This is a genomic window from Chryseobacterium sp. CH21 (assembly GCF_004119445.1).
GTDB lineage: Bacteria > Bacteroidota > Bacteroidia > Flavobacteriales > Weeksellaceae > Chryseobacterium.
In genome coordinates, this window is sequence record NZ_QICI01000022.1 from 25390 (window position 1) to 45114 (window position 19725).

19 protein-coding genes, 1 pseudogene and 1 riboswitch are annotated in these 19725 nt (G+C 32.6%); of the genes and pseudogenes, 13 read left to right on the forward strand and 7 right to left on the reverse strand.

Annotation, left to right across the window (positions count from 1 at the left end; translation table 11 throughout):
- Positions 1-35 precede the first annotated feature (35 nt).
- Complete coding sequence (gene tpiA, locus BOQ62_RS03715) at positions 36-797, forward strand: triose-phosphate isomerase (RefSeq protein ID WP_129037227.1); 762 nt, start codon at positions 36-38, stop codon at positions 795-797.
- 444 nt (positions 798-1241) lie between these two features.
- Here tpiA and BOQ62_RS03720 read toward each other — a convergent pair whose 3' ends face one another.
- Together BOQ62_RS03720 and BOQ62_RS03725 are read right to left on the reverse strand one after the other, a co-directional pair.
- Complete coding sequence (locus tag BOQ62_RS03720) at positions 1242-1829, reverse strand: recombinase family protein (RefSeq protein WP_129037229.1); 588 nt, start codon at positions 1827-1829, stop codon at positions 1242-1244.
- A gap of 59 nt (positions 1830-1888) precedes the next feature.
- Complete coding sequence (locus tag BOQ62_RS03725) at positions 1889-2431, reverse strand: antirestriction protein ArdA (protein ID WP_129037231.1); 543 nt, start codon at positions 2429-2431, stop codon at positions 1889-1891.
- Between the two features lie 407 nt (positions 2432-2838).
- Here BOQ62_RS03725 and BOQ62_RS03730 point away from each other — a divergent pair, with 407 nt between their 5' ends.
- The 11 genes from BOQ62_RS03730 to BOQ62_RS03770 all read left to right on the forward strand — a co-directional run bounded on the left by BOQ62_RS03730 (position 2839) and on the right by BOQ62_RS03770 (position 12544).
- Positions 2839-5049: a class I SAM-dependent DNA methyltransferase gene (locus BOQ62_RS03730; RefSeq protein ID WP_129037233.1), complete on the forward strand. Its 2211-nt coding sequence runs from the start codon at positions 2839-2841 to the stop codon at positions 5047-5049.
- A 2-nt stretch (positions 5050-5051) separates the two neighbouring features.
- Positions 5052-6410, forward strand: coding sequence for a restriction endonuclease subunit S (locus BOQ62_RS03735; protein ID WP_129037235.1), 1359 nt, complete (start codon positions 5052-5054; stop codon positions 6408-6410).
- Between the two features lie 164 nt (positions 6411-6574).
- Positions 6575-6760 (forward strand): DUF262 domain-containing protein, encoded by a 186-nt coding sequence (locus tag BOQ62_RS23810; protein ID WP_262708296.1) that lies wholly within the window; start codon positions 6575-6577, stop codon positions 6758-6760.
- 41 nt (positions 6761-6801) lie between these two features.
- Positions 6802-7101, forward strand: coding sequence for a hypothetical protein (locus BOQ62_RS23815; protein WP_262708298.1), 300 nt, complete (start codon positions 6802-6804; stop codon positions 7099-7101).
- A gap of 22 nt (positions 7102-7123) precedes the next feature.
- Positions 7124-8257 carry an HNH endonuclease family protein gene (locus tag BOQ62_RS03740; protein WP_228413647.1) on the forward strand — a complete coding sequence of 378 codons (1134 nt, stop codon included), beginning with the start codon at positions 7124-7126 and terminating at the stop codon, positions 8255-8257.
- A gap of 242 nt (positions 8258-8499) precedes the next feature.
- Positions 8500-8895, forward strand: coding sequence for a hypothetical protein (locus BOQ62_RS03745; protein ID WP_129037237.1), 396 nt, complete (start codon positions 8500-8502; stop codon positions 8893-8895).
- A gap of 1 nt (position 8896) precedes the next feature.
- On the forward strand, positions 8897-9427 hold the full coding sequence (locus BOQ62_RS03750) for a hypothetical protein (RefSeq protein WP_129037239.1): 531 nt from the start codon (positions 8897-8899) through the stop codon (positions 9425-9427).
- 27 nt (positions 9428-9454) lie between these two features.
- Positions 9455-9751, forward strand: coding sequence for a hypothetical protein (locus tag BOQ62_RS03755; protein ID WP_129037241.1), 297 nt, complete (start codon positions 9455-9457; stop codon positions 9749-9751).
- 279 nt (positions 9752-10030) lie between these two features.
- Positions 10031-10312, forward strand: coding sequence for a hypothetical protein (locus BOQ62_RS03760; protein WP_129037243.1), 282 nt, complete (start codon positions 10031-10033; stop codon positions 10310-10312).
- A gap of 2 nt (positions 10313-10314) precedes the next feature.
- The gene (locus tag BOQ62_RS03765; protein ID WP_129037245.1) at positions 10315-12270 is read left to right on the forward strand and encodes an ADP-ribosyltransferase; all 1956 of its coding nucleotides are present in this window, start codon (positions 10315-10317) and stop codon (positions 12268-12270) included.
- A gap of 4 nt (positions 12271-12274) precedes the next feature.
- Positions 12275-12544, forward strand: coding sequence for a hypothetical protein (locus BOQ62_RS03770; RefSeq protein WP_129037247.1), 270 nt, complete (start codon positions 12275-12277; stop codon positions 12542-12544).
- A gap of 38 nt (positions 12545-12582) precedes the next feature.
- On the opposite strand, the gene BOQ62_RS03775 is transcribed toward BOQ62_RS03770, so the two are convergent.
- The 4 genes from BOQ62_RS03775 to BOQ62_RS03790 form a co-directional block, all read right to left on the reverse strand.
- Positions 12583-13998, reverse strand: coding sequence for a hypothetical protein (locus tag BOQ62_RS03775; RefSeq protein WP_129037249.1), 1416 nt, complete (start codon positions 13996-13998; stop codon positions 12583-12585).
- Positions 13999-14169: 171 nt separating this feature from the next.
- On the reverse strand, positions 14170-14952 hold the full coding sequence (locus tag BOQ62_RS03780) for a helix-turn-helix domain-containing protein (protein ID WP_129037251.1): 783 nt from the start codon (positions 14950-14952) through the stop codon (positions 14170-14172).
- A 26-nt stretch (positions 14953-14978) separates the two neighbouring features.
- Positions 14979-16265 (reverse strand): phage integrase SAM-like domain-containing protein, encoded by a 1287-nt coding sequence (locus BOQ62_RS03785; RefSeq protein WP_129037253.1) that lies wholly within the window; start codon positions 16263-16265, stop codon positions 14979-14981.
- Positions 16266-16618: 353 nt separating this feature from the next.
- The gene (locus tag BOQ62_RS03790) at positions 16619-17887 is read right to left on the reverse strand and encodes an esterase-like activity of phytase family protein (protein ID WP_129037255.1); all 1269 of its coding nucleotides are present in this window, start codon (positions 17885-17887) and stop codon (positions 16619-16621) included.
- Between the two features lie 233 nt (positions 17888-18120).
- Positions 18121-18314: riboswitch (cobalamin riboswitch) on the forward strand.
- A gap of 97 nt (positions 18315-18411) precedes the next feature.
- Here BOQ62_RS03790 and BOQ62_RS03795 point away from each other — a divergent pair.
- Positions 18412-19482 (forward strand): T9SS type A sorting domain-containing protein, encoded by a 1071-nt coding sequence (locus BOQ62_RS03795; protein WP_129037257.1) that lies wholly within the window; start codon positions 18412-18414, stop codon positions 19480-19482.
- Between the two features lie 56 nt (positions 19483-19538).
- On the opposite strand, the pseudogene BOQ62_RS22345 reads toward BOQ62_RS03795, so the two are convergent.
- Positions 19539-19725, reverse strand: a pseudogene (locus BOQ62_RS22345) (IS4/IS5 family transposase); the annotation flags it as partial.

The window sequence follows — 19725 nt, forward strand, 5'->3', positions numbered from 1 at the left end:
ACTAAACGAATTTAAAATAAATCTATATAAATCTTATGAGAAGAAAAATAGTTGCAGGAAACTGGAAAATGAACAAAAATGTAATTGATGCACAACAATTGATGATTCAGTTACTAAGCTATAAAAACAACAATGCTACCAATTGTGAGGTTTGGATTGCACCACCTTCATTGTATTTAATGATGGCAAAAGACGTCTTTGAAAAGGATGAAATCGGGGTATTTTCTCAGGATATGAGCGAGCATGAAAGTGGTGCTTATACCGGCGAAATTTCTGCAGATATGCTGGAATCTATCGATGCAACAGGATCTTTAATCGGGCACTCTGAAAGAAGACAATACCACGGAGAAACAGATTCTCACTGTAACAGAAAAATCAAATTAGCTCTTGACAAAGGTCTTATTCCTGTTTACTGTAATGGGGAAACTCTTGAACAGAGAAAAGCAGGACAACATTTTGAGGTTGTAAAAAATCAGACTGAGGTAGCTCTTTTCACGCTTTCTGCTGAAGAGATCAAAAAAGTAGTGATTGCTTACGAACCGGTTTGGGCTATCGGAACAGGAGAAACGGCAACACCTGAGCAAGCTCAGGAAATTCACGCTCACATCAGAAGCATCATTGCTGCGAAGTACGGACAGGAAGTTGCTGACGAAATTTCTATCCTTTACGGAGGTTCTGTAAAACCGGATAATGCGAAGGAAATTTTCTCTCAGCCGGATATTGACGGAGGTCTTATCGGAGGAGCAGCTTTGAAATTGGAGGATTTCTCTAAGATTATTGAGGGTTTTAATTCATAGTATGAAATAAAAATAGGTTAGGCTAAACCCAACCCTGTTGAATTTTCAGTAAGATATAATAAAAGCGGCGGAATCTTCGATGCCGTCATTTAAAATCGCAATGCGTCTATTCATAGTGTATTGCGATTTTTTCAATCAGAAATATTCCGACTTTTTTCCGACATTTTAATTTCAAACCCTTCTAAAGAACTCTACCGCAAAGATACAAATTCTATGCCCGAACTTACAAAAACATTCATATAGATTAATTATAGTGCAAAGAATTTACCCCAACTCAAAACATCTTTTTTCTGCTTCTTTCTCATTTATAAAGTACCATTTTAAACATATAGAATTTTAAAGGGAATGTGTTTTTAATCTTACTTAAATGGTAACTTTTCAGCTACTTTTAGATGTGTCGATAGTGAGAATTATATTTTCTTTGGGTGGTCTACCCTTGTCATATCACATATTATTTTTGACTTTCTGAACAGTTCCGATGCTGACCGAACAGATTTTAGCCGTATCTCTGATAGAATTTCCTTTCTTTAAGTTCTTAATCACTTCTTTATACTTGAAAAGGAAATCTTCTATACTTTCCGTAGAACCTTTTTCACGCCCTTTATAAGTTCCCCGAGCTTTGGCAAGTGCTATACCTTCTCGTTGACGTTCTAAAATGGTTTCTCGTTCCATTTCGGCTATGTTAGCCATAACAGAAATAATCAGTTTAAATGCTTGATTTTCTTTGCCTTTAATCAAACTTTCTATTCCGAGATTATCTACTTTGAGAATAACGCCCTTTTCTTTGAAAAATTCCAAAGTAGTAAGAATGTCATACAGATTTCTTCCGAGCCTGTCAATAGAACTTACCGAGACGTAATTAATCTCATTATCTTCAATTGCTTTTATTAGTTCTTTTCCCTGTTCCCTGTCTTTGAAATGTGTAGAACCACTAACAATATCAATAAATACTCTTTCTCCCTGCGCCTGTCTCTCTTCCTGTCTTGCGATGTTTTGAGCTCCTGTTGAAACTCTAATATATCGTGCTTTCATCTCTAAAATAGTTATAAAGCACCCTGCATTTAAGCAAGGTGCAAAGATTATTATTGTAATTAGTTTCGAAAATAATACCCGTTAGAACTCATATAATCATACATCAAATGTCTGGCGGTTGCTTCCCAATCAATGCAGATATAAGAAGGTAGATTTTCAGGAATTGAACCATCCTGCTCTAAAGTACACTGTGCAAAATCTTCATCCGAACTGTACTCACCATAATAAGAATCTGAAAGACTGTCTAATAGGTCGCTTACGTCCTCATGATAATAACTCATGCACTCTGCATAGGCTTCTATAACCTCAAAATCATAATCTGAGTTATTGATCTCTTCGGCTATTTCATAAATGTTTGCTGAAAGATGGCATTCGCTGATTAGCTTTTGTTTGATAAAGAATTGACTGCATTCATGGTCCTGAATCATAAATTCGGGGTCTTGCTCGTCTTGGTGTAGTTCCTGCATAGCCTGTAAAAGCTCGTCATAATCTGAATAATCCGAGAGGTTTAACCATTCACCATAGATTGAACCTTCATTGTACTTTGCGTACGTTCCGACATAGATACTGAAAGTATCAAGACAATTTGTTAACTTTGTCATTGTAGATAAGTTTTAATTACACGTTAAAATTTTACACATCCCCGCTCAATATTCTCAGTATTGACGGGGTTTTTTGTTGGTTTATAGTAGTCGAAAACTATGCCAAATGTTATAAAAATAGGGTGATATTCAATGAAATAGCATAAATATTTTGAATCCGTAGAAAATCTCTTCAAATCTGTTCTAACTTTGGATTGTAGTCTAAAAATGTTCAAAAAAAGTGCTGAGGTTTTTAGACCGCCTGAAAACTTTTGCCCGACTTTCCAAAGGTGGGGGTACTGTCAAAAACTTGCCCTATGGTGGGGTACTTTTGTATAGATACCTCCTATACCGTCACATATAAAAAAGATCTTTTAATATTTCAAATTGAAGATTTTTAATGATATTTTTGCAAAACAATTTCAAATATGACTTTTACAGAAGCGAAACAGGATTTTGATAATAAATACGAAAATACAGCTGAGTTTGAATGCTTTATTCAAGCACATTTATCCTTTGGAAAAAAGATAAATTTAAAAAAGAAGAATGGAACCAAAAACGAACAATATTACAAATGGCAATTTTTATATTCTATAATACAATCAGGACTTTATATTAAAGATTATATTGGTACAGAAATTCATTTTCCAAAAGGAAATAAATCTTCGGCACCACTAAAGCTTGATGGAGCAATTTTCGATGATACCACTTGGTTTGATAAGTATAAAGATTATCACGAAAATGGAAATAATGAAAGTTTAGAATGGTTACGAGAGCACTTAATTGTTGCATTAGAATTTAAAAAAGAAGATAATAAGAATATAGGAGATGTTTGGGATAAGCAATTAAAAGCTTATTTAAATGAAAGTAGAAGACCTTTTTGTTTAGCAGTTCTTTATGATACAGAAAGACTTTATTTATTTCGTAAACACAACAATAAATTTTTAAGGTATAGCGAAGAATTTAATACTAAAGGTGAAGATAGTAAAAGCAAAGATTTGGCTTTACACCTTCCAGACCCATATATTAATATCCCAAGTTTTGAAGATATTTTAGAATGGACTGAATCTAAAACAATTGATCGATCAAAGAGAGGCATAAAAGAATTAGACATTATTTCAGGAGTACATTCTACACAAATTAATAATGCTATGAGTGCCATTTTACGAACAATGGATAAAGTAGGAAAAGTTGATCAAGAAGGCTTTAAAATTCTTATACAAATTCTTTCGCAAAAAATATTTGATGAGAAAAGAAACGAAAAACTAAACAATCGTTTTTTGGATTTCTATATAACTGAAGAAGAAAAAAACTACAAAACACTTGCCGATAAGACATTACAAGGATTTATTAAAAGGATTGATAATTTACGAACCGAAGCCTCAGGAGAGTATTATCGTATTTTAAAAGATAATCCATTAAATACAAAAAATGAAAATCATATAAAAGTACTGATTGAGGTTGTGTATCAATTTCAAGATTATTCTTTTGTTCGTTCTCATAAAACTGATCTTTATCAATTGGTATTTTACAAATTTGCAACACCATTTTCAAAAGATGCAAATGCACAATTTGTAACTCCTCTACCATTAATTGACTTTTTGGTAAGCATTGTAAATCCAAGAAATGGTGAAACTGTAATTGACCCTACTGTTGGAATTGCTGATTTCCTTTCAGTTTCCTACGTAAACTCAAACAGTAAATTAGATGATAACAATATTTTTGGAATGGATATAGATGAGCAAATGGTAATGCTTGCTACATTAAATATGTTATTAAATGGTGATGGAAACGCAAAAATAAAAGCACAAGCAGGCTATGGTTCTTTACTTTCGAAATTTGACCATAAAGGTGAAGTACTAGAGTTAATACCAAGCATGAACCAAAAAGGAAATTGGGATAACCGACCAGATGAAAAGCAACTGAAAAAATTTGATGTGGTTTTAACCAATCCTCCCTTTGGAGAAGATAGAGCCTTTGTACCAAAAGACGACAAAGATCTTGAAATGATACAATGCTATGAACTTTGGCATTTATATGGAAATAAAGTATCTGATTTCGACTTATTGGTCAATGATTTAAAAACAGATGTAAATAATTCCATAATCCAAACTAATCATAAGAAAGGAGCAAAATCTAAATCCAAAATAGATTTGGGAGTTGTTTTCCTCGAAAATGCCTACCGCATTTTGAAAGAAAATGGAAGAATGGGCATTGTACTTTCTAATTCTATTGCTAGTATCGACAGCCATAAAATAGCAAGAAAATGGCTAATGGATAAAATGCGCATTGTTGCCATTTTTGATTTACCAGCCAATGTATTTGCCGAAACAGGTGTAAATACTTCAATAATTGTAGCATACAAACCCAATGAAAAAGAGCTTGCAAAGCTAAAAGCGCAAAATTACGAAGTCTACTTTAAAGGCATTGAAAAAGTAGGCTATGAAGTAAAGACAAGTAAACGAGTAAAATTCTTTTCTCCAAACTATAAAATAAATTATGAAAACTTTGAAATAGAAATTGACAAAGACGGTAGAGCTTTGCTTGATGAAGATTTTACTGAGACTATCGCTGACTTTAAGAAATGGTGCTTGAAACAAGAAAAATCCTTGCAAGATATTTTTATAAAAGTTAAGTAACTATGAGTAATACATATAGAAAAATACCAAATTCAATCTCTTTCAACTCTATTATTGAAAAAGACTTCACTTTATCTTCTTCTCAATATATGGATTTAATAATGCCTAATAAAAATTTTCTGTATGTTAAAGACTTTTTGAAAAGGGGTTTACAAAGAAAAGATTTAGGTGTTGAAGTTGGTTCATTGAATTATATTGGACAATCAACACATTATTTTATTAGAACAAAAGCACTACAAGCACATTCATTTTTACCAGAAATTACAAACGAAACAACTTTGCCAATTATGCCAAATTCATTTATAGAAATGAATTTAAAACAAGGCGATTTGCTGATTTCAAAAGACAGCAATATTGGAGAAGTAATAATTTTAGATAAAGATTATCCAAATTACATGCTTTCAGGTGCAATCTATAAATTACCTGTAATTAAAAATAAATATTATTTATTAGCATTTATAAAGCATAACATTTTTAGAGAACAATTGGATTCTATGGTTCCGAAAGGTGCAACTATTCGACACGCAAAAACAATGTTTTTGGATTGTAAAATTCCAATGCCAAATAAAGATGAAGAAAATGTAATCAAATTTGTTGAAGTTTTAACACAAGCCATAATAAACAAAGAAAAATTAATCAAAGAACGACACAAAGCCATTTTAAAAGCCATAGAAACTGAATTGTTAGAAAACCAAAAACCAAATCAATTTAGTTTTGAATTACCAAGGTTTAATGAATTAGAAGAAGTTGGAAGAATTGATACTGCAAGATATTCTCCTGACTATAAGAAATATGAACATTTAATTCAAAATTACAAAGATGGATTTTTCAAGTTATCACAACTAGGATATACTGTAAACAGAGGTCAAAACCTGCAAATTTCCAATATTGGAGAGAGTTTTTATTCTAATAGTAATATTAATGGCTTTTATAAATTAGCTGTATCTTCTAATTTTTCTGAATATTCAACATTGGAGAAATTTAATTATTTGGGTAATCCAGGATCATTAAAAAAGATAGCAAAAGGAGAAATCATTTTTTCAGCAAGAGGCGCTCAATTTGGAAGAGTTGTTGTCTTCCCAGAAAACATCGAAAACACTATAACAAATATTGATAGTTTAGTTATTAAAAATGATGTTGCAAATATTGAGCAAAATATTTTTATTGCAATGTTTCTTAATAACTTGAGGTGGAATAAGCACATTTATAAAATAGCAATAACTGGTTCAGGTGCAAATAGCTTAACACAATATCAAAGTGATGATATTAATTTTCCAAACTTTGAAGAAAAAAACAAAAAGAAATTGCTTTACTTTACCACAATGCTAACATCGAGTACAAATCCGAAACGTTTACATTGACTAATTTTTTAGATAAAGACAATGAGTATAATCAAAAAGCTGGTATCTACGAGTTAGACAAAACAGCAAAGCTATTAAAGGCACTTTTGAATGATTCTATTGATAATATAGTAAATGACAAAGATGTGACTATAAATTTTTCATAAAAAATAAATAAAATAACCATGGCAGAATTACATGTGAGCAAAAAAAGTATAAGCAAACTTTTTAGTGACATGCAGGATAAAAAGTTCATTATACCTGATTATCAAAGACCTTATAAATGGACATTAGAAAAATGTGAAACATTATGGAGCGACATCGAAAACTTTGCAAATACTGATGCTAAAAGAGGTGCCGACTATTTTTAGGAACAATTGTATCATTCAAAAATGGGGAGAATTCAGAAATTATTGATGGACAACAAAGAATAACTTCTTTTTTCTTGCTTTTAAGAGCATTTTACAGGAAGCTAGAGGTAATGACTGAAGATGACGATGTAAGAGGCTTAAAAACACAAATTGAGCCTTGTATCTGGGATATTAATCCTATATCAACAAAAGTTTCTGATAAGACGAAAATTCATATTATTTCCGAAGTTGCAACAGAAGAGGATAATGAAACTTTCCATAAGATACTGGAAACAGGCCTGAGTAGTGAGAATGCAACTGACAATTACTCTATAAATTATAGATTTTTAAAAACAATGTGATGATTATGCTGAAATTCATCCAATGCAGTGGAAACAATTATGCATAACTATTTTACAAAAGTGTATTATTTTACCAATAGAATGTGATACCTCAGAAGTAGCATTAACTATTTTTTCAACTTTAAATGATCGAGGTTTACCTCTTTCAGATTCAGATATTTTCAAAGCTCAAATATACAGAAATCTGCAAACGATAGAAATGAGAAAAGGGTTTACAAATAAATGGAAAGCACTTACCCAAGTTTGTAAAGAAGCAAAGGTTTCAATTGATGATATTTTCAGATATTACACCCACGTTTTAAGAGCTAGAAATAATGATAAATCCAAAGAAGTTGGTCTGAGAAAATTTTATGCCGAGGAACAATATAAGAGATTGAAAGATGAAAGTTTAATGGCTGAAATAATGGCTTTAGCAGAATTTTGGAGATATATTAATTCAGAAATCGAACCTGAAAATAATAATTATGAAATCTCTAAAACATCAAGAAAATATTTACAGTGTCTAAATTGTTATCCAAATGAATATTGGAAATATCCGATAAGTGTTTTTTTCTTAAAACATCAAAATAGCAAAGAATTTGATACTGATCTTATTAAAGTTCTTAAAAAACACATAGCATTTTTATTTGCAAAGTTTATTGATGCTCCATCTGTAAATGCCATAAAAGATGATATTTATGGAACCTGTATCGCTATTCAAAACGAAGATAATTTTAATTTCAGATTTACAATTAATGAAGAGCAGTTAAGTAGTAAAATTGATAGGCAGTCCTCATCAAGACTTTCAAGAGCACTGCTATTACTTCATGCATATTTAAATACAGATCAAATAGAGCTTATTCCTGACACTTTTGATATTGAGCATATTTTTCCTAAGAAATGGCAAGACACCAATTATAATGGCTGGAACATTGATGACGCAGTACTAAATTTGGATAGGTTTGGAAACAAAATTGTATTTGAGAAAAAATTAAATATCCAAGCAGGAAACGGGTATTTTGGAATTAAAAAGCAAAAATATGATCTTTCCAATATTGCTGTTGTAAAAGATTTAAGCAACTATCATAAAAACGATTGGATTAAAGAAGATATAGACCTAAGAGAAATTCAATTCAAAAATGATTTATTAAATTTCTTCAAGCTTGAATTGAATTAATAAGGCACAAAATTTGTAGTTTGCGCAAAGACATCAACGGAAATAAATAAGTGTAGACTTATTTGCTTTGTTAAATAAAATTTGGCGATTTTAAAAATAACAAACCGAGCAAATAAAGTTGGACACTCACGCTATGGCGTGGGCTGTTCTGCTTTGGTTTGTTAGGTTACGCCAAATACCTTTTTAACAAAGCGTGAATTTGCTCACGCTTATTTTTTTGCTTAAAACCAGCATAAAAATTTATGGGTATTTTATTTTCAACAGACACAGTAAGAAGCCTTAACAAAAGGCAAAAACTCGCAATGCTAACAGTCGTAAAAGCAATTTCCGACAATGCTACAGACTTCACAAAAAAATTAAATCAACAGAAAATCCTCAACAAGTATCTTTCAATATTTGAGTTGAATGATGTTGCTATGTCAAATTATGAGCAACACTTTATAAGAATTGATTTACGAAGCCTAACCCCGAATCAAAGAGATTACTTCATTGTAATGGGTCATGAATTACTCGGTGCGATCCAAGACAGAAGATTGGAGGATTACAATATTTTATTTGAAACCTACCAAAAGTACAGCAATATCAGTAGTTCCATTTTTTCAGGAACAATCGAACGATTACGAGGACAAAATTATTGATATGAAGAATTTATCAATTTTATCTTCTTTGCTGTTCATAGCAATATCCTGTTCAAGCAATGGAAGGGGCGAACTCGAAATTAATTGGGGAATTGTTGGTATAATATCATTTTTAGCCATTGGTTACTTCATGAGCAAAAAGGAAATTAGAGCCGAAGAAGAAACCAGAAACCTTAACGAGCAAGTCAGGAATCAAAGGGGAAATCCATTGACACAAAAACTCGTTTTCAATTACAGCAAAATCAAATTTACCAATGAAATAACTTTTAAACCTATTCAGATTGCAACAGCAGAGGTTTATAAAGACAGGTTTGAAATTACAATTTATCCCTACTCCGTATATTCGGGAACTTACGTTATTGTCAAATCTCAAAAGCAGGGTGACGGAATCCTAAATACAGTTGTTAAAGTTGACGGTGGGAATTTTTCTCAATATAATTCTCAAAAACCTTGTTTCGTTCACATATCCGAACGAGCAAACATTCTTAAAATATATGATGAAAATCGAATTGGAATAATCTTAAAATTTTAAATACATGAAAAAATTAATTTTACTTTAATGTTCGCATTACCAACATTGTATTTCGCACAGGAAGAAAAACCGAAAGAATCACAAACAGCTAAAGAATGTGATTTGCCGAAAGATTTCAAAGAACCAATCAAAAATAACAGATTAAAGAAATTTGTTGCCATTGACAACGGTGTTGATGAAAAAGAGGTAACTATAATCAGAGCGCAAAATGGATTCGGTAGTGGGATTTATACAGCCTGTGTGAAAGGACAACCAATCCAATATCAAAAAATGGGAACTGTGTTTATGCGCGAAGGGAAAAATCCTTTTAACAATGCAAAATGATACTAAAATTACAAGTGCAAACAAGTTGTTTTCCAGCAATCAAATTTAGACCATACAGCATTTGGGATGATGTATCGCTTATTATGACACTGTTTGCGTTCCTTATTTTGTATGTAGGTAGCATTTACTACCTCATGCTAGGGTTGAAACTCGGTATTAATGCGCTAAAAAAGCATTTTGAGAAAGAAAAATGTTAATAGTTCAAACCTGTTTGTTATGCGACAGGTTTTGACGTTATAGGCACTTACATTTGGCTCATAATAATTAAAATTCACTATTATGATGCAAAGATTAGATTATGTCTTGAGTAGAAACCTTGACAGTCCTTATGGAAAAAACAGTGTGTTTTTTGAAACATTTGTTGTTCCTCCCGAAGATTTCGATAAAATCCCCGAAACTAAAGAAACAGATCGCATAAAATATACTTTCATACTATGTAAGAGTGGTGTTGAAGTGTTTGATAGATACGAAAAAGAGGAGGTAGAAGAGAAACAATTTAAAGTTTTCCATGAAGAAGATGACCCTAAAAAAGTAACTTTTTTGGTACTGCCTGTCGGGTGAAAATGGGAAAAGATGCCAAAGACTTCTTTAACAGAATTTATAGTAGTAATCAAAACACCACGTATGTAACACCAACAGAATCAATAACAGTAAGTGGGTTTGACAATCTTGTTAAAGAACTTGCAGATGATACAAAGATAAACGAAACTCTTTTAAAGGGTGCAATCTATTTGGAAATTGCAGAACAAACCAAATTGAATGAAGCCTTTGAAAAGGTATTTTCTTTAAATAATCAATTGGCTGATTGGCTTAGAGGAGGCATAGAGGCTATTGAGAAATGGAAATTTACTGAGGAAAATTATGATTACATCAAGTATTATGTAAACCCGATGTACAGCACCTATCAAAACAAAATAGGAACAAGTGGTTTCTTAAAACAGGAAGTGAAATATAAGCCGATTATTCCTGTTCCCATTGCTGCCCAAGAATATAAAACCATGCAAAACGCTTCTGAAATTACAGCAGCAGGATTTAGCAGATTTAAAGAGTTTGCCAACTATTTTGAAGAGGTTTCTTTGGCAATAGTCACAACCGTAGTAAAGGCAACACCTACTATTACGGATGATATTTTCTTAGCTGTTGTTTTCTATTTAAAAAATTTCATTGAAGATAATATCCCTGAAAGTATAAAAAACGTCTATAACAAGCTCAAAGTTTTTTTTAATGAAATATTGGAGGTTTTTTCAGGTATTGGTGCAATTATCGTGGAGAAAGTCGATCGAGAAGTTGCAAAAATTAACGCTTTTTTATGTGGTCTGCTCAACGGTTTAATTTCTTTGGCTCAAACCGTTATTATGCTGTTAGCAATGGTTACGGATAAAATTCCATTTTTGGAGATGGAAAAAATGAGTCCGTTAGAGTTGGCAAAACATCAGGAAAAGCTGGAGTTTATTGAAGATTTTGTAGATTTATTTGCCCAAAATTCTAAAGAGTTTTTAATAGGAGTCAAAAACCTCTTTAGTGATGGTAAAATCTGGAAGGAGCTTTCCAAAGTCGTAGACGGTTTAAAAAAGAAATTTTCAGACCTTAATGAATACTTTTGGGCTTATTTCATTGGAGCCGTTGCTTTTGAATTAATTTTAGATGCAATAATTGCGTATTTTACAGGCGGTAGTTCTTTAGTTGCACAAGCTTCTGCAAAAATCGGAAGAATAACTGCTAAAGCAGAACAATTAGGCTCAAAAGGAATACAATTTTCTCAAAATTTAGGTAGAAAAATTGCCAACTCATTACAAGACCTTTACAAATGGTTGGAAAAGGAATTTTTAGAAATGTTGGAAGCCATAAAAAGTGGAAAAATTGGTGAATGGATTAAAAAGAAAATTGATGCTATATTTGGAGAAGGGAATAAGCCTTATGACGAAATTTTTGAAGGGCTTCGGGATTACCTAAGAATAATTTCAGAGCATATAAGTTATCAAAAATGTTTAGAATTAGTAAAAAAGAACAGAGTCTTTGAAGAATGGATGGAAATAGAATTAGAAGCAATGATAAAATATTATACTTCTAATCTCTATACAATGCTAAACAAGGCTTTAAGGTCTGAAAATATTACTGAAGAAATTGGAGCTATGAAAATGCTTTTGGATGCTGCATTAGAAAAACTACCTCCATCCATATATAATAAAGGATTGTTACAAAGAACTGCAAAGTTCACTGAAGAAGAAATCCAAAAGCTTTTTGTTGTCGGACAAGATTTTGTAGAGAAAGGATTTTTATCCACCACGTATTCTGAAGATGTATTACATGGTTGGTTAGCAAGTAATAATAGCCATAATGTAATTTTCAAAATTGTTGGAAAAAATGGAAAATTGATAGAAGACGCTTCATTTCTACCTGCCGAATGTGAAGTGTTGTTTAAATCGGAAACAACATTTAAAGTTGAAAGTGTTTATATGGATAAACATCCAATTATTGAAGGAAAATACATTAAAATAATTAAATTAATAGAAAAATAAGTATATGGAAAATTCAAACAGAAAAGAAATTTTTGAATCTTATAAGAAAGAAATTCAAGTTTTAAAAAATAAACTATTTGATAAAGGATTTCAAACAGAAGATGAAATCAAAAAATTTGAAACTGCAAATAAAAACGATTTTGACAGGTATTATTTTTTAGTGAAGGAAATAGAGAAATTAAAATATGAATTAATGTCTCCACAAGAGAAAAAAGAATATGATGAATATATGAAAAAATTAAAATTAAAGGCAGAAGGAAAGCCTTTAATATAGTATCATGTTAAAAAACAGGCTAATTTTAAGCCTGTTTTTTATGTTATAGACAAAGTTGGCACATTGCCATACTTTTGATAAAAAACCTCATTAAATCGGTTCTTTACAGCTTCTACATGGTCGCTTGTAGTCGCTATACTGTCATGTATTGGAAAAACGGGAATTTCACGCCTGTAATCTTTCGTCAACTCTTTTGCCAACACATCTATAATCATAAATCCCTCCATTTCAAAAAGTAATTTGCTGATATTTTTATAGCCTTGTTTCTTTTTAGTTTTTAGAAAATCATAAATCACAGGGTAACGTTCGGCAAAAACTTGTTGAACCTTCTCATATTGCGAGTTTTTCGCAAAGAACATAGCCAATAGTAGTTTCTTTGTTAGTTCTCTGTTTTTCTCATAACAGTTGTTATAATCCACTAAAAACAATCTTTTATAGGTTCGCTCCCATTCTTCACCGTAGATTTCCATAAGCCTGTCAATGAAAACATCATACACTCCGCCAGAGACACATAAATTTTTGAAGTCCGTAACCTCAGTATCCATAAGGGTTTTAAGAGATTTAGAATTCATATATATATGGAAACTATCTTTTATTCTATCTATTCGCTTCTTACTAACTCTATATCTAACACTAGATAAATAGTTAGATAAGAAATATGGAATACTATTCTTCAAATCAATTTCGTGAATTTTTTTATTGTCATAAAACATTAATTTCCTGATTTCTTTATTCAATCTTGCAAACGGATTATAAAATCTCCCCACTGTTCTATATTCTTTTCCAACTTTTCCGCTACCTCTTGAAAAACTGTAAATCCCATTCATAAATTTCACCATGTTTTTCATTGCCATAAGATAATAGGTATAGGTTGCTAACCCTTCTTTTTCTGGCTCACCATGAGAAATCTTGATTGGAAATTTACCTTCCATAAAATAGGCTTCAAAAACATCATTTTCAGCTAAGTTCGTATCTACTGAAAACCTTGTGTAGTCGAAATAATCAATTAAAGGCTTTTCATATTTTTTCACGTAGCTTGTTTTTGTGGTGGTAGACTTCAAATCATCAGCACCTTTAATTTGAATCACTTCCGCAAACACTCTTGAAAAACGGTAAGGCTTTAAAAAACCATACCCAAAACTGTTTTCTCCAACGAGATAAGATTTTCGATTAATGTATTTCAAGTCAATTAAAAGTTGAACGTAATCTAAATAGTTTTTCCCGATATGCTTAACCCAAGTTTTGCTGCTAATTAAGCTATGATGATTATATTTTTCTGTTTCTGTGGTTTTTACAAACACAACCGAACTATAAATCATACGCCCGACAATAAACTTAATGCAGTTCATATCGAAGTCTTTAATTCTTTCGTTTCCCTCTCTTTCAATTCGGGAATAATCAAGGGATAATGGTAGTAAAACCATTAATTCATTTTTATTTACTGTTTGTTTCATTTAATCATATAATGTTAACCCTCAAATCTTTAGTAGAAATAAGGATAGGTTATAAATAGACTTCAAGCAAAAGCAGTAGCTAACATAAGCTCTTGCTAATGCTTGAAATCGTTCAATAAAATTTTTAGGTGTGTAGGTCAGTAGGAAAGAAAATCCTACTTTAGAGATAGGTTAATTCGTTCGTACGAGACGGTCTACAATCTCATTGGGTTTAAAATATACTTGCGCTCCAAGCATATACTCTGGAATCAACCCTGCTTTTCTCATTCTCCAAAAAGTAGTTTCACCCACCCCTAAGAATTCAGAAGCTTCTTTGATTGATAAAAGTTTAGGTAACAATCTTTTTTCCAAAGAGTCTATTTTAGCCGTCAAATCAGCCCTTCTCTCGTCTACAATCCTTTCGATAACAGATTGTAGTATTTCATCATTTGACACGGTAGAATCGCCTGAAAACGGCTCAGAATACTGTATGCATAATTTATCCAAATGCTCAATTTCTTGTTTGTATTGAGCTAGGAAGTAATCAATCACCTCTTGTTGGATTGGGTTAAGGTTTTCAAGTGAAGATAAAATTTCACCAATACTAATAAAATGTAGTTTTATTTCATAGGCAGTTTGTCTTTTTGTTGTTAAGTCGTTAATAGTTAGTAAGTGATTTCTAAGTTCTTTTCTGAAACCGTGTGATAATTCCGAAAATATCGATACTGTTGCATTGTAGAACATTCCGAAGTCAAAAATTGGAAGCACCTTATCATAATTGATAAAATACACATGAAAGTGGTTGTTCATGTCATACTCTTGCTCTGAAGTTTCTGTTTCTTCGTTACAGTCAAAAAATGTCATTTGTAAGCTCATTTCAGCGTGCAAAAATCCAAGATTTCCGTACCCACACACAAACTTATCAATTGAAAATAAATCGTGCTTTAAAAGCGTGTTTTCTAATAAATTATTCATACTGTATTATTAATTTTTTCATATTATTAATTGTTAAAATAACTTGCAAGGGCGTGAGATTGTTGTTGGTCTACTTTTCCAATATATCTCAAGAACATTCCCTCCGATTTGTGTGCAGTCGCTACCATTAATAAAGGGGTGGGAATCTTGCCGTAGTTATTACTTGCAAAACTTCTTCTTCCGATATGACTGGTAACAAGTTCGTGTTTCGGATAGTTTCCAAAAACCTTCCTTTTCTCTTTTTGAATCCCACCGTAACACACTTCGGTAATTCCCGCGTCTTTACAAACTGTTTTCACTAATAGATTGTACTTATCTTCATCATATTTTGGAGGAAATTGAAAATCTCGTTTATTAAGTATTTCCAAAATCTTTGGATGAACAGGCAAATGTAGTACATGACCTGTTTTATCTTGAATAAAGTTCAAAAAGTAGCTTTCTTTCTCGTTTTCTAACTTCTCTTTAGTTAACATTTCGGCATTAAATCTCATAAAATCAGAAATTCTTTGACCGCTGTAAACAGAAATTAGTAACCAATCACGGATGTTGTCTAATTCCGTTTCTTCAAAATTGTGATTCTCAATACTCGTTAGCTCCGCTGGAGTTAAAATTTGAAAGACTGTTTTCTCTTCTTTTGACTTAACTAATTTAATTTGAGAATGTAGCTTAATTCCGCTTCTTTCCGCTTGATATGCAATAATTCGTAGTAACCTAAGATTCGTAGAAGTATAATTTACTGAATACCCCATCACTTCATAGCAATACTTTTCAAAATCCACCTTGAATTTCAAATTAATCTCACCGAATTTCAAAGTCTTCTTTTTACTATGTTTTAAAAACTCCTCGATAATCCTTTTTAGACAGTTTACTTTAATAATGTAACCTTTGGAGATTTCATGCTTCTTTTGTTCAATAAATACAGGACAGAATGACACAAAATCATCTGGAACTGTATTTTCCTCTACAACAGGCGGATTGATTACATTTTTTAACCATTCTGTATTAAATTTTACTCTATCGGCTTCTTTAAAGGCTTTCTCAATCCTTTTACTCAAATCTTGAAGCCTTGCATTGACTTCTCTACTTTCAAGAAATAAAGTCCTTGTAGCTCCATCTCTTTTCTCTACTAATTTACCTTTTTGCTCAACGAAAAATCTCTCTTTCATCATTCCATTATCACTGTCCCAATGGGAAGTAATACAGGTTTCTTTAGTTGCTACTTTTAAGTCGAACGCTCGACCATTACTTACACGCACATAAATAGGCGTTACCTCGCCAGACGTTTGTCTGACAAAAAATTTTGTTTTTAACATAAATTGTTTGATTTTAAAAAGTTGTTGTAACTTCTGTTTTTAAGGAGTGCAAAGATACGAAAATTTTCACAATCGGACAAATTGTCACGTGTTAAAATTTGGTTAAATAAATTTATTTTCATAATATACGAGCAAATTCAAAATTTCAACGTTGGATTTGTTCCAACATTTTTCCAACATTTAAGAAATTCAATGAGAAAATTTGAAATTTTGAGCCGTAAATACGAAATATAACAAAACAGAAAACCCCTGAAAAGATCCGTCATTACACGAAACTCGTTTCAAGGGTTTTCATTTGATTTCAAGCGCATCAGTCTCTTCGATTCCGCCGCTTTTTCGCTCAAAAAGTCTAATTATTGAATATCGACTATATACATTGTTCCTTTGTCTACTTTACCCGTTTTAGGTAAAATTTTAGCTTTTGGATTTCCGTTTCCATCATCCACTACTCCAAAGTCATCATCATTGAAAACAGCCAGTTTATTATTTCCTAAATACACAATTCCCTCAAATTTATCATGCTCATAGCCTATTTTTGCAACCAGGTCTACGGCTAATGTTTTGGTAACAGATTTTATTCCTGCATTGGTAATTTCATCCCAAGAGCATTGTTCTAAAGCTTTTCCGTTAATTTTCATTCCGTCCACCGCATTAATATCGGTTCCATTTACGTCCGTTGCATTGCTCAAATTGATTCTGTATACCTTTTTGATTCCTCCCTGAGATCCGAAATTTCCATCTCTTTCAATTACAAGGAATTCATTGTTGCTGATAGCCGTAATATCACAAACTGAGTCAGAGGCTCCCCCATCCTGTTTGTACAAAAACTGTTTGGTCTGCCCTGTGCTAATATCAAATGTCACGATTCTCGTTAAAGTGGTATTCGTAGCCAAGGCTTTGCTGGGAACAAGCATCATCGACTGGATTGTCCCTACCAGTGTTCTTCCGTCAGGAGTAATGCAAAGTCCTTCCATTCCTCTGTTGGCTCTTCTTTTAGCCAAAACAGCAGGCAGTTTTCTTGGTCCTGTATTTACACCAATCGGGCTTATTCTCTCCATTTCTACTCCATCTGCACTGTAATGTACGATGTGCGGACCATACTCATCAGAAACCCAGAATGTACCGTCAGTAGCAGCAACAATACTTTCGCTGTCTAGACCATAATTATCCGTCCCCAAAACATTTCCGGAAGCATCATAAGCAACTTCTCCGGTACTTCCCATTCCGATAGGGTTTGGCAGTCCTGTAATAGGCTGTCCGGATGGATTTTTAAGTTTGATATATTTAATTACCTCTACATTCCCGTCAGCATTGATTTTAAAATGCATAATGGTTGGAGTAAAGTTAGGAGCAAGAAACTTTTTCCCATTCTGGAAGTCGGTATTAGGGCCTCTATCTGTAATGACATAGAATTCACCTTTTCTTGTAGGATGAGCAGCAGCTCCGGATCCAAAACCTCCGTTGATAACATCCACTCCGCTTATTGTAGCTAATTTTGTAAACGGAAATTCCTGAGGGAGTTTATAATAATTGATATCCTGATTTATTCCTTTTGTATCATCATCACTTTTACATGAAGCTAATACTGCCAGTACTCCAACAGACCATAGTAATTTTTTCATATGCTATTTTATGGCTGCGAAAGTATCAATTGATTGTAAACTGATCTTGAATATAATGATAATTGTATTTTAACATTATAATCCACGAATAGTTTAAGCATACACAGCAAAAAACAATCTTTAAAAACAAATTTTCAATATTCCAATCCAATCATTAAATAATATGAAAATCAAATTTTTAAGAAGAACTGAAAAAAGATAATTCACAAAACGGATTCAACAATTTATATGATATATTTGCAGCGTTTTAAGGCTGAACAATGTTCATTAATAGGGAATCAAGTGAGAATAATAATCAAATCTTGAGCTGTACCCGCAACTGTAAACTGTTTAAACTTACGGTATAAAATTACCACTGGATCTTAAAATCCGGGAAGGAAACTGTAAGATGTGAGCCAGGAGACCTGCCTTAAAATACCTGATTCAGAGAAAGACATGTTTCTACTCTGAAAATAAGTTTCGGGAATAAAACTTTAAATTAATTATATCATGAGGAAAATCTATCTTTTTTCTTACTGCTTTGCATGCAGGTATTGTCGGCCCAATTCACAGAAAACGACATTAAATTTTGGGTAGGAACCGGCTCAAAAAAAGCATATTTCATTGCTGATTTTAATGACAACAGTACTCCCAATTCGTATGCATGGGGATACCGCTTTGACGGCGATGGCCTGTTGATGGAAGATCTTATCAATGCAATTGTGGCAGCAGAATCCAACATGCAGGTTGACATTCCTACAGGATATCTTTCTATTCTGAATTATAATCATCACACATCCACTACTGATGACAGCTGGATAACATGGTCTGGATCCAGTTCATCAAACATGACATGGAACAATGGTGTAGATTATACTCCTTTAGTGGACGGAAAATGGTATGGGGTTACATATGGCCTTGATCATTACGATATTCCTCCCTCTCCTCCCGTTCCAGCCTACAGTTCTGCATGGTTTACTCCGTCTCAGGTTACGAACTGGGTGGGAACAGGAACTAATAAAAGTCTTTTAGTTGTTGATTTCGGCACAGACAACGTTAATGGAAATGCCAATTCTTTTGTTTTTGGAATTAAATATAACGGAAGTATAACTGCTGAACAGGCTTTACAACTGATTCAATCTCAGATTTCGTATTTTAATTTTACATCAGCAAACAACCAGATTACTACTCTATCATTGAACTCCTTTGCTGGAAATACTTCCGGATCAGACAGCTGGAAGTTATATAAAGGAAAAGATTTATCAAGCTGGCAAACAAAAGCCAACTTATCTCAAGTACAGCTCAATAACAATGATTGGTTTGGATTAAGTTTCGGACAAAGAAGGCCATTTACTCCAACAGAAGCACAGTTGACTTTAGGAATTTCTTCTGTGACAAAGAAAAAATTCAGTATTTATCCTAATCCGGCAAGTGATTTTATTCAAATTGAAACGGCTGAGAAACTGAAAGAAGTGAACATCTATTCTGTAACAGGACAGAAAGTGATAACCTCTGAGGAATTAAAGATTAATGTTCAGACATTACATCCCGGAGCTTATTTTGTTGAGATTAAAACATCTGCAAGTTCTACGATACATAAGATTGTTAAAAAATAGAGAAAGCGCCTTAAGGTAGTCATGGTCGGAAGAAATTTCCGACCATTTTTTATGTTTTAAGTTTTGAAGACTTTTGCAGGATCACCCCCCGCAAATATTATTAAAATTGCGGTAATCATATCCCGAAGTTCCATAGCGATGCGCCTTTTAGCTGTTTTATATCCTAAATTGTTTACTTTTTTGTAAATCAAGAGCAGCATAGAAGCAATCATTGTCATGTAGAGCATTACTTCAATTCCGTTT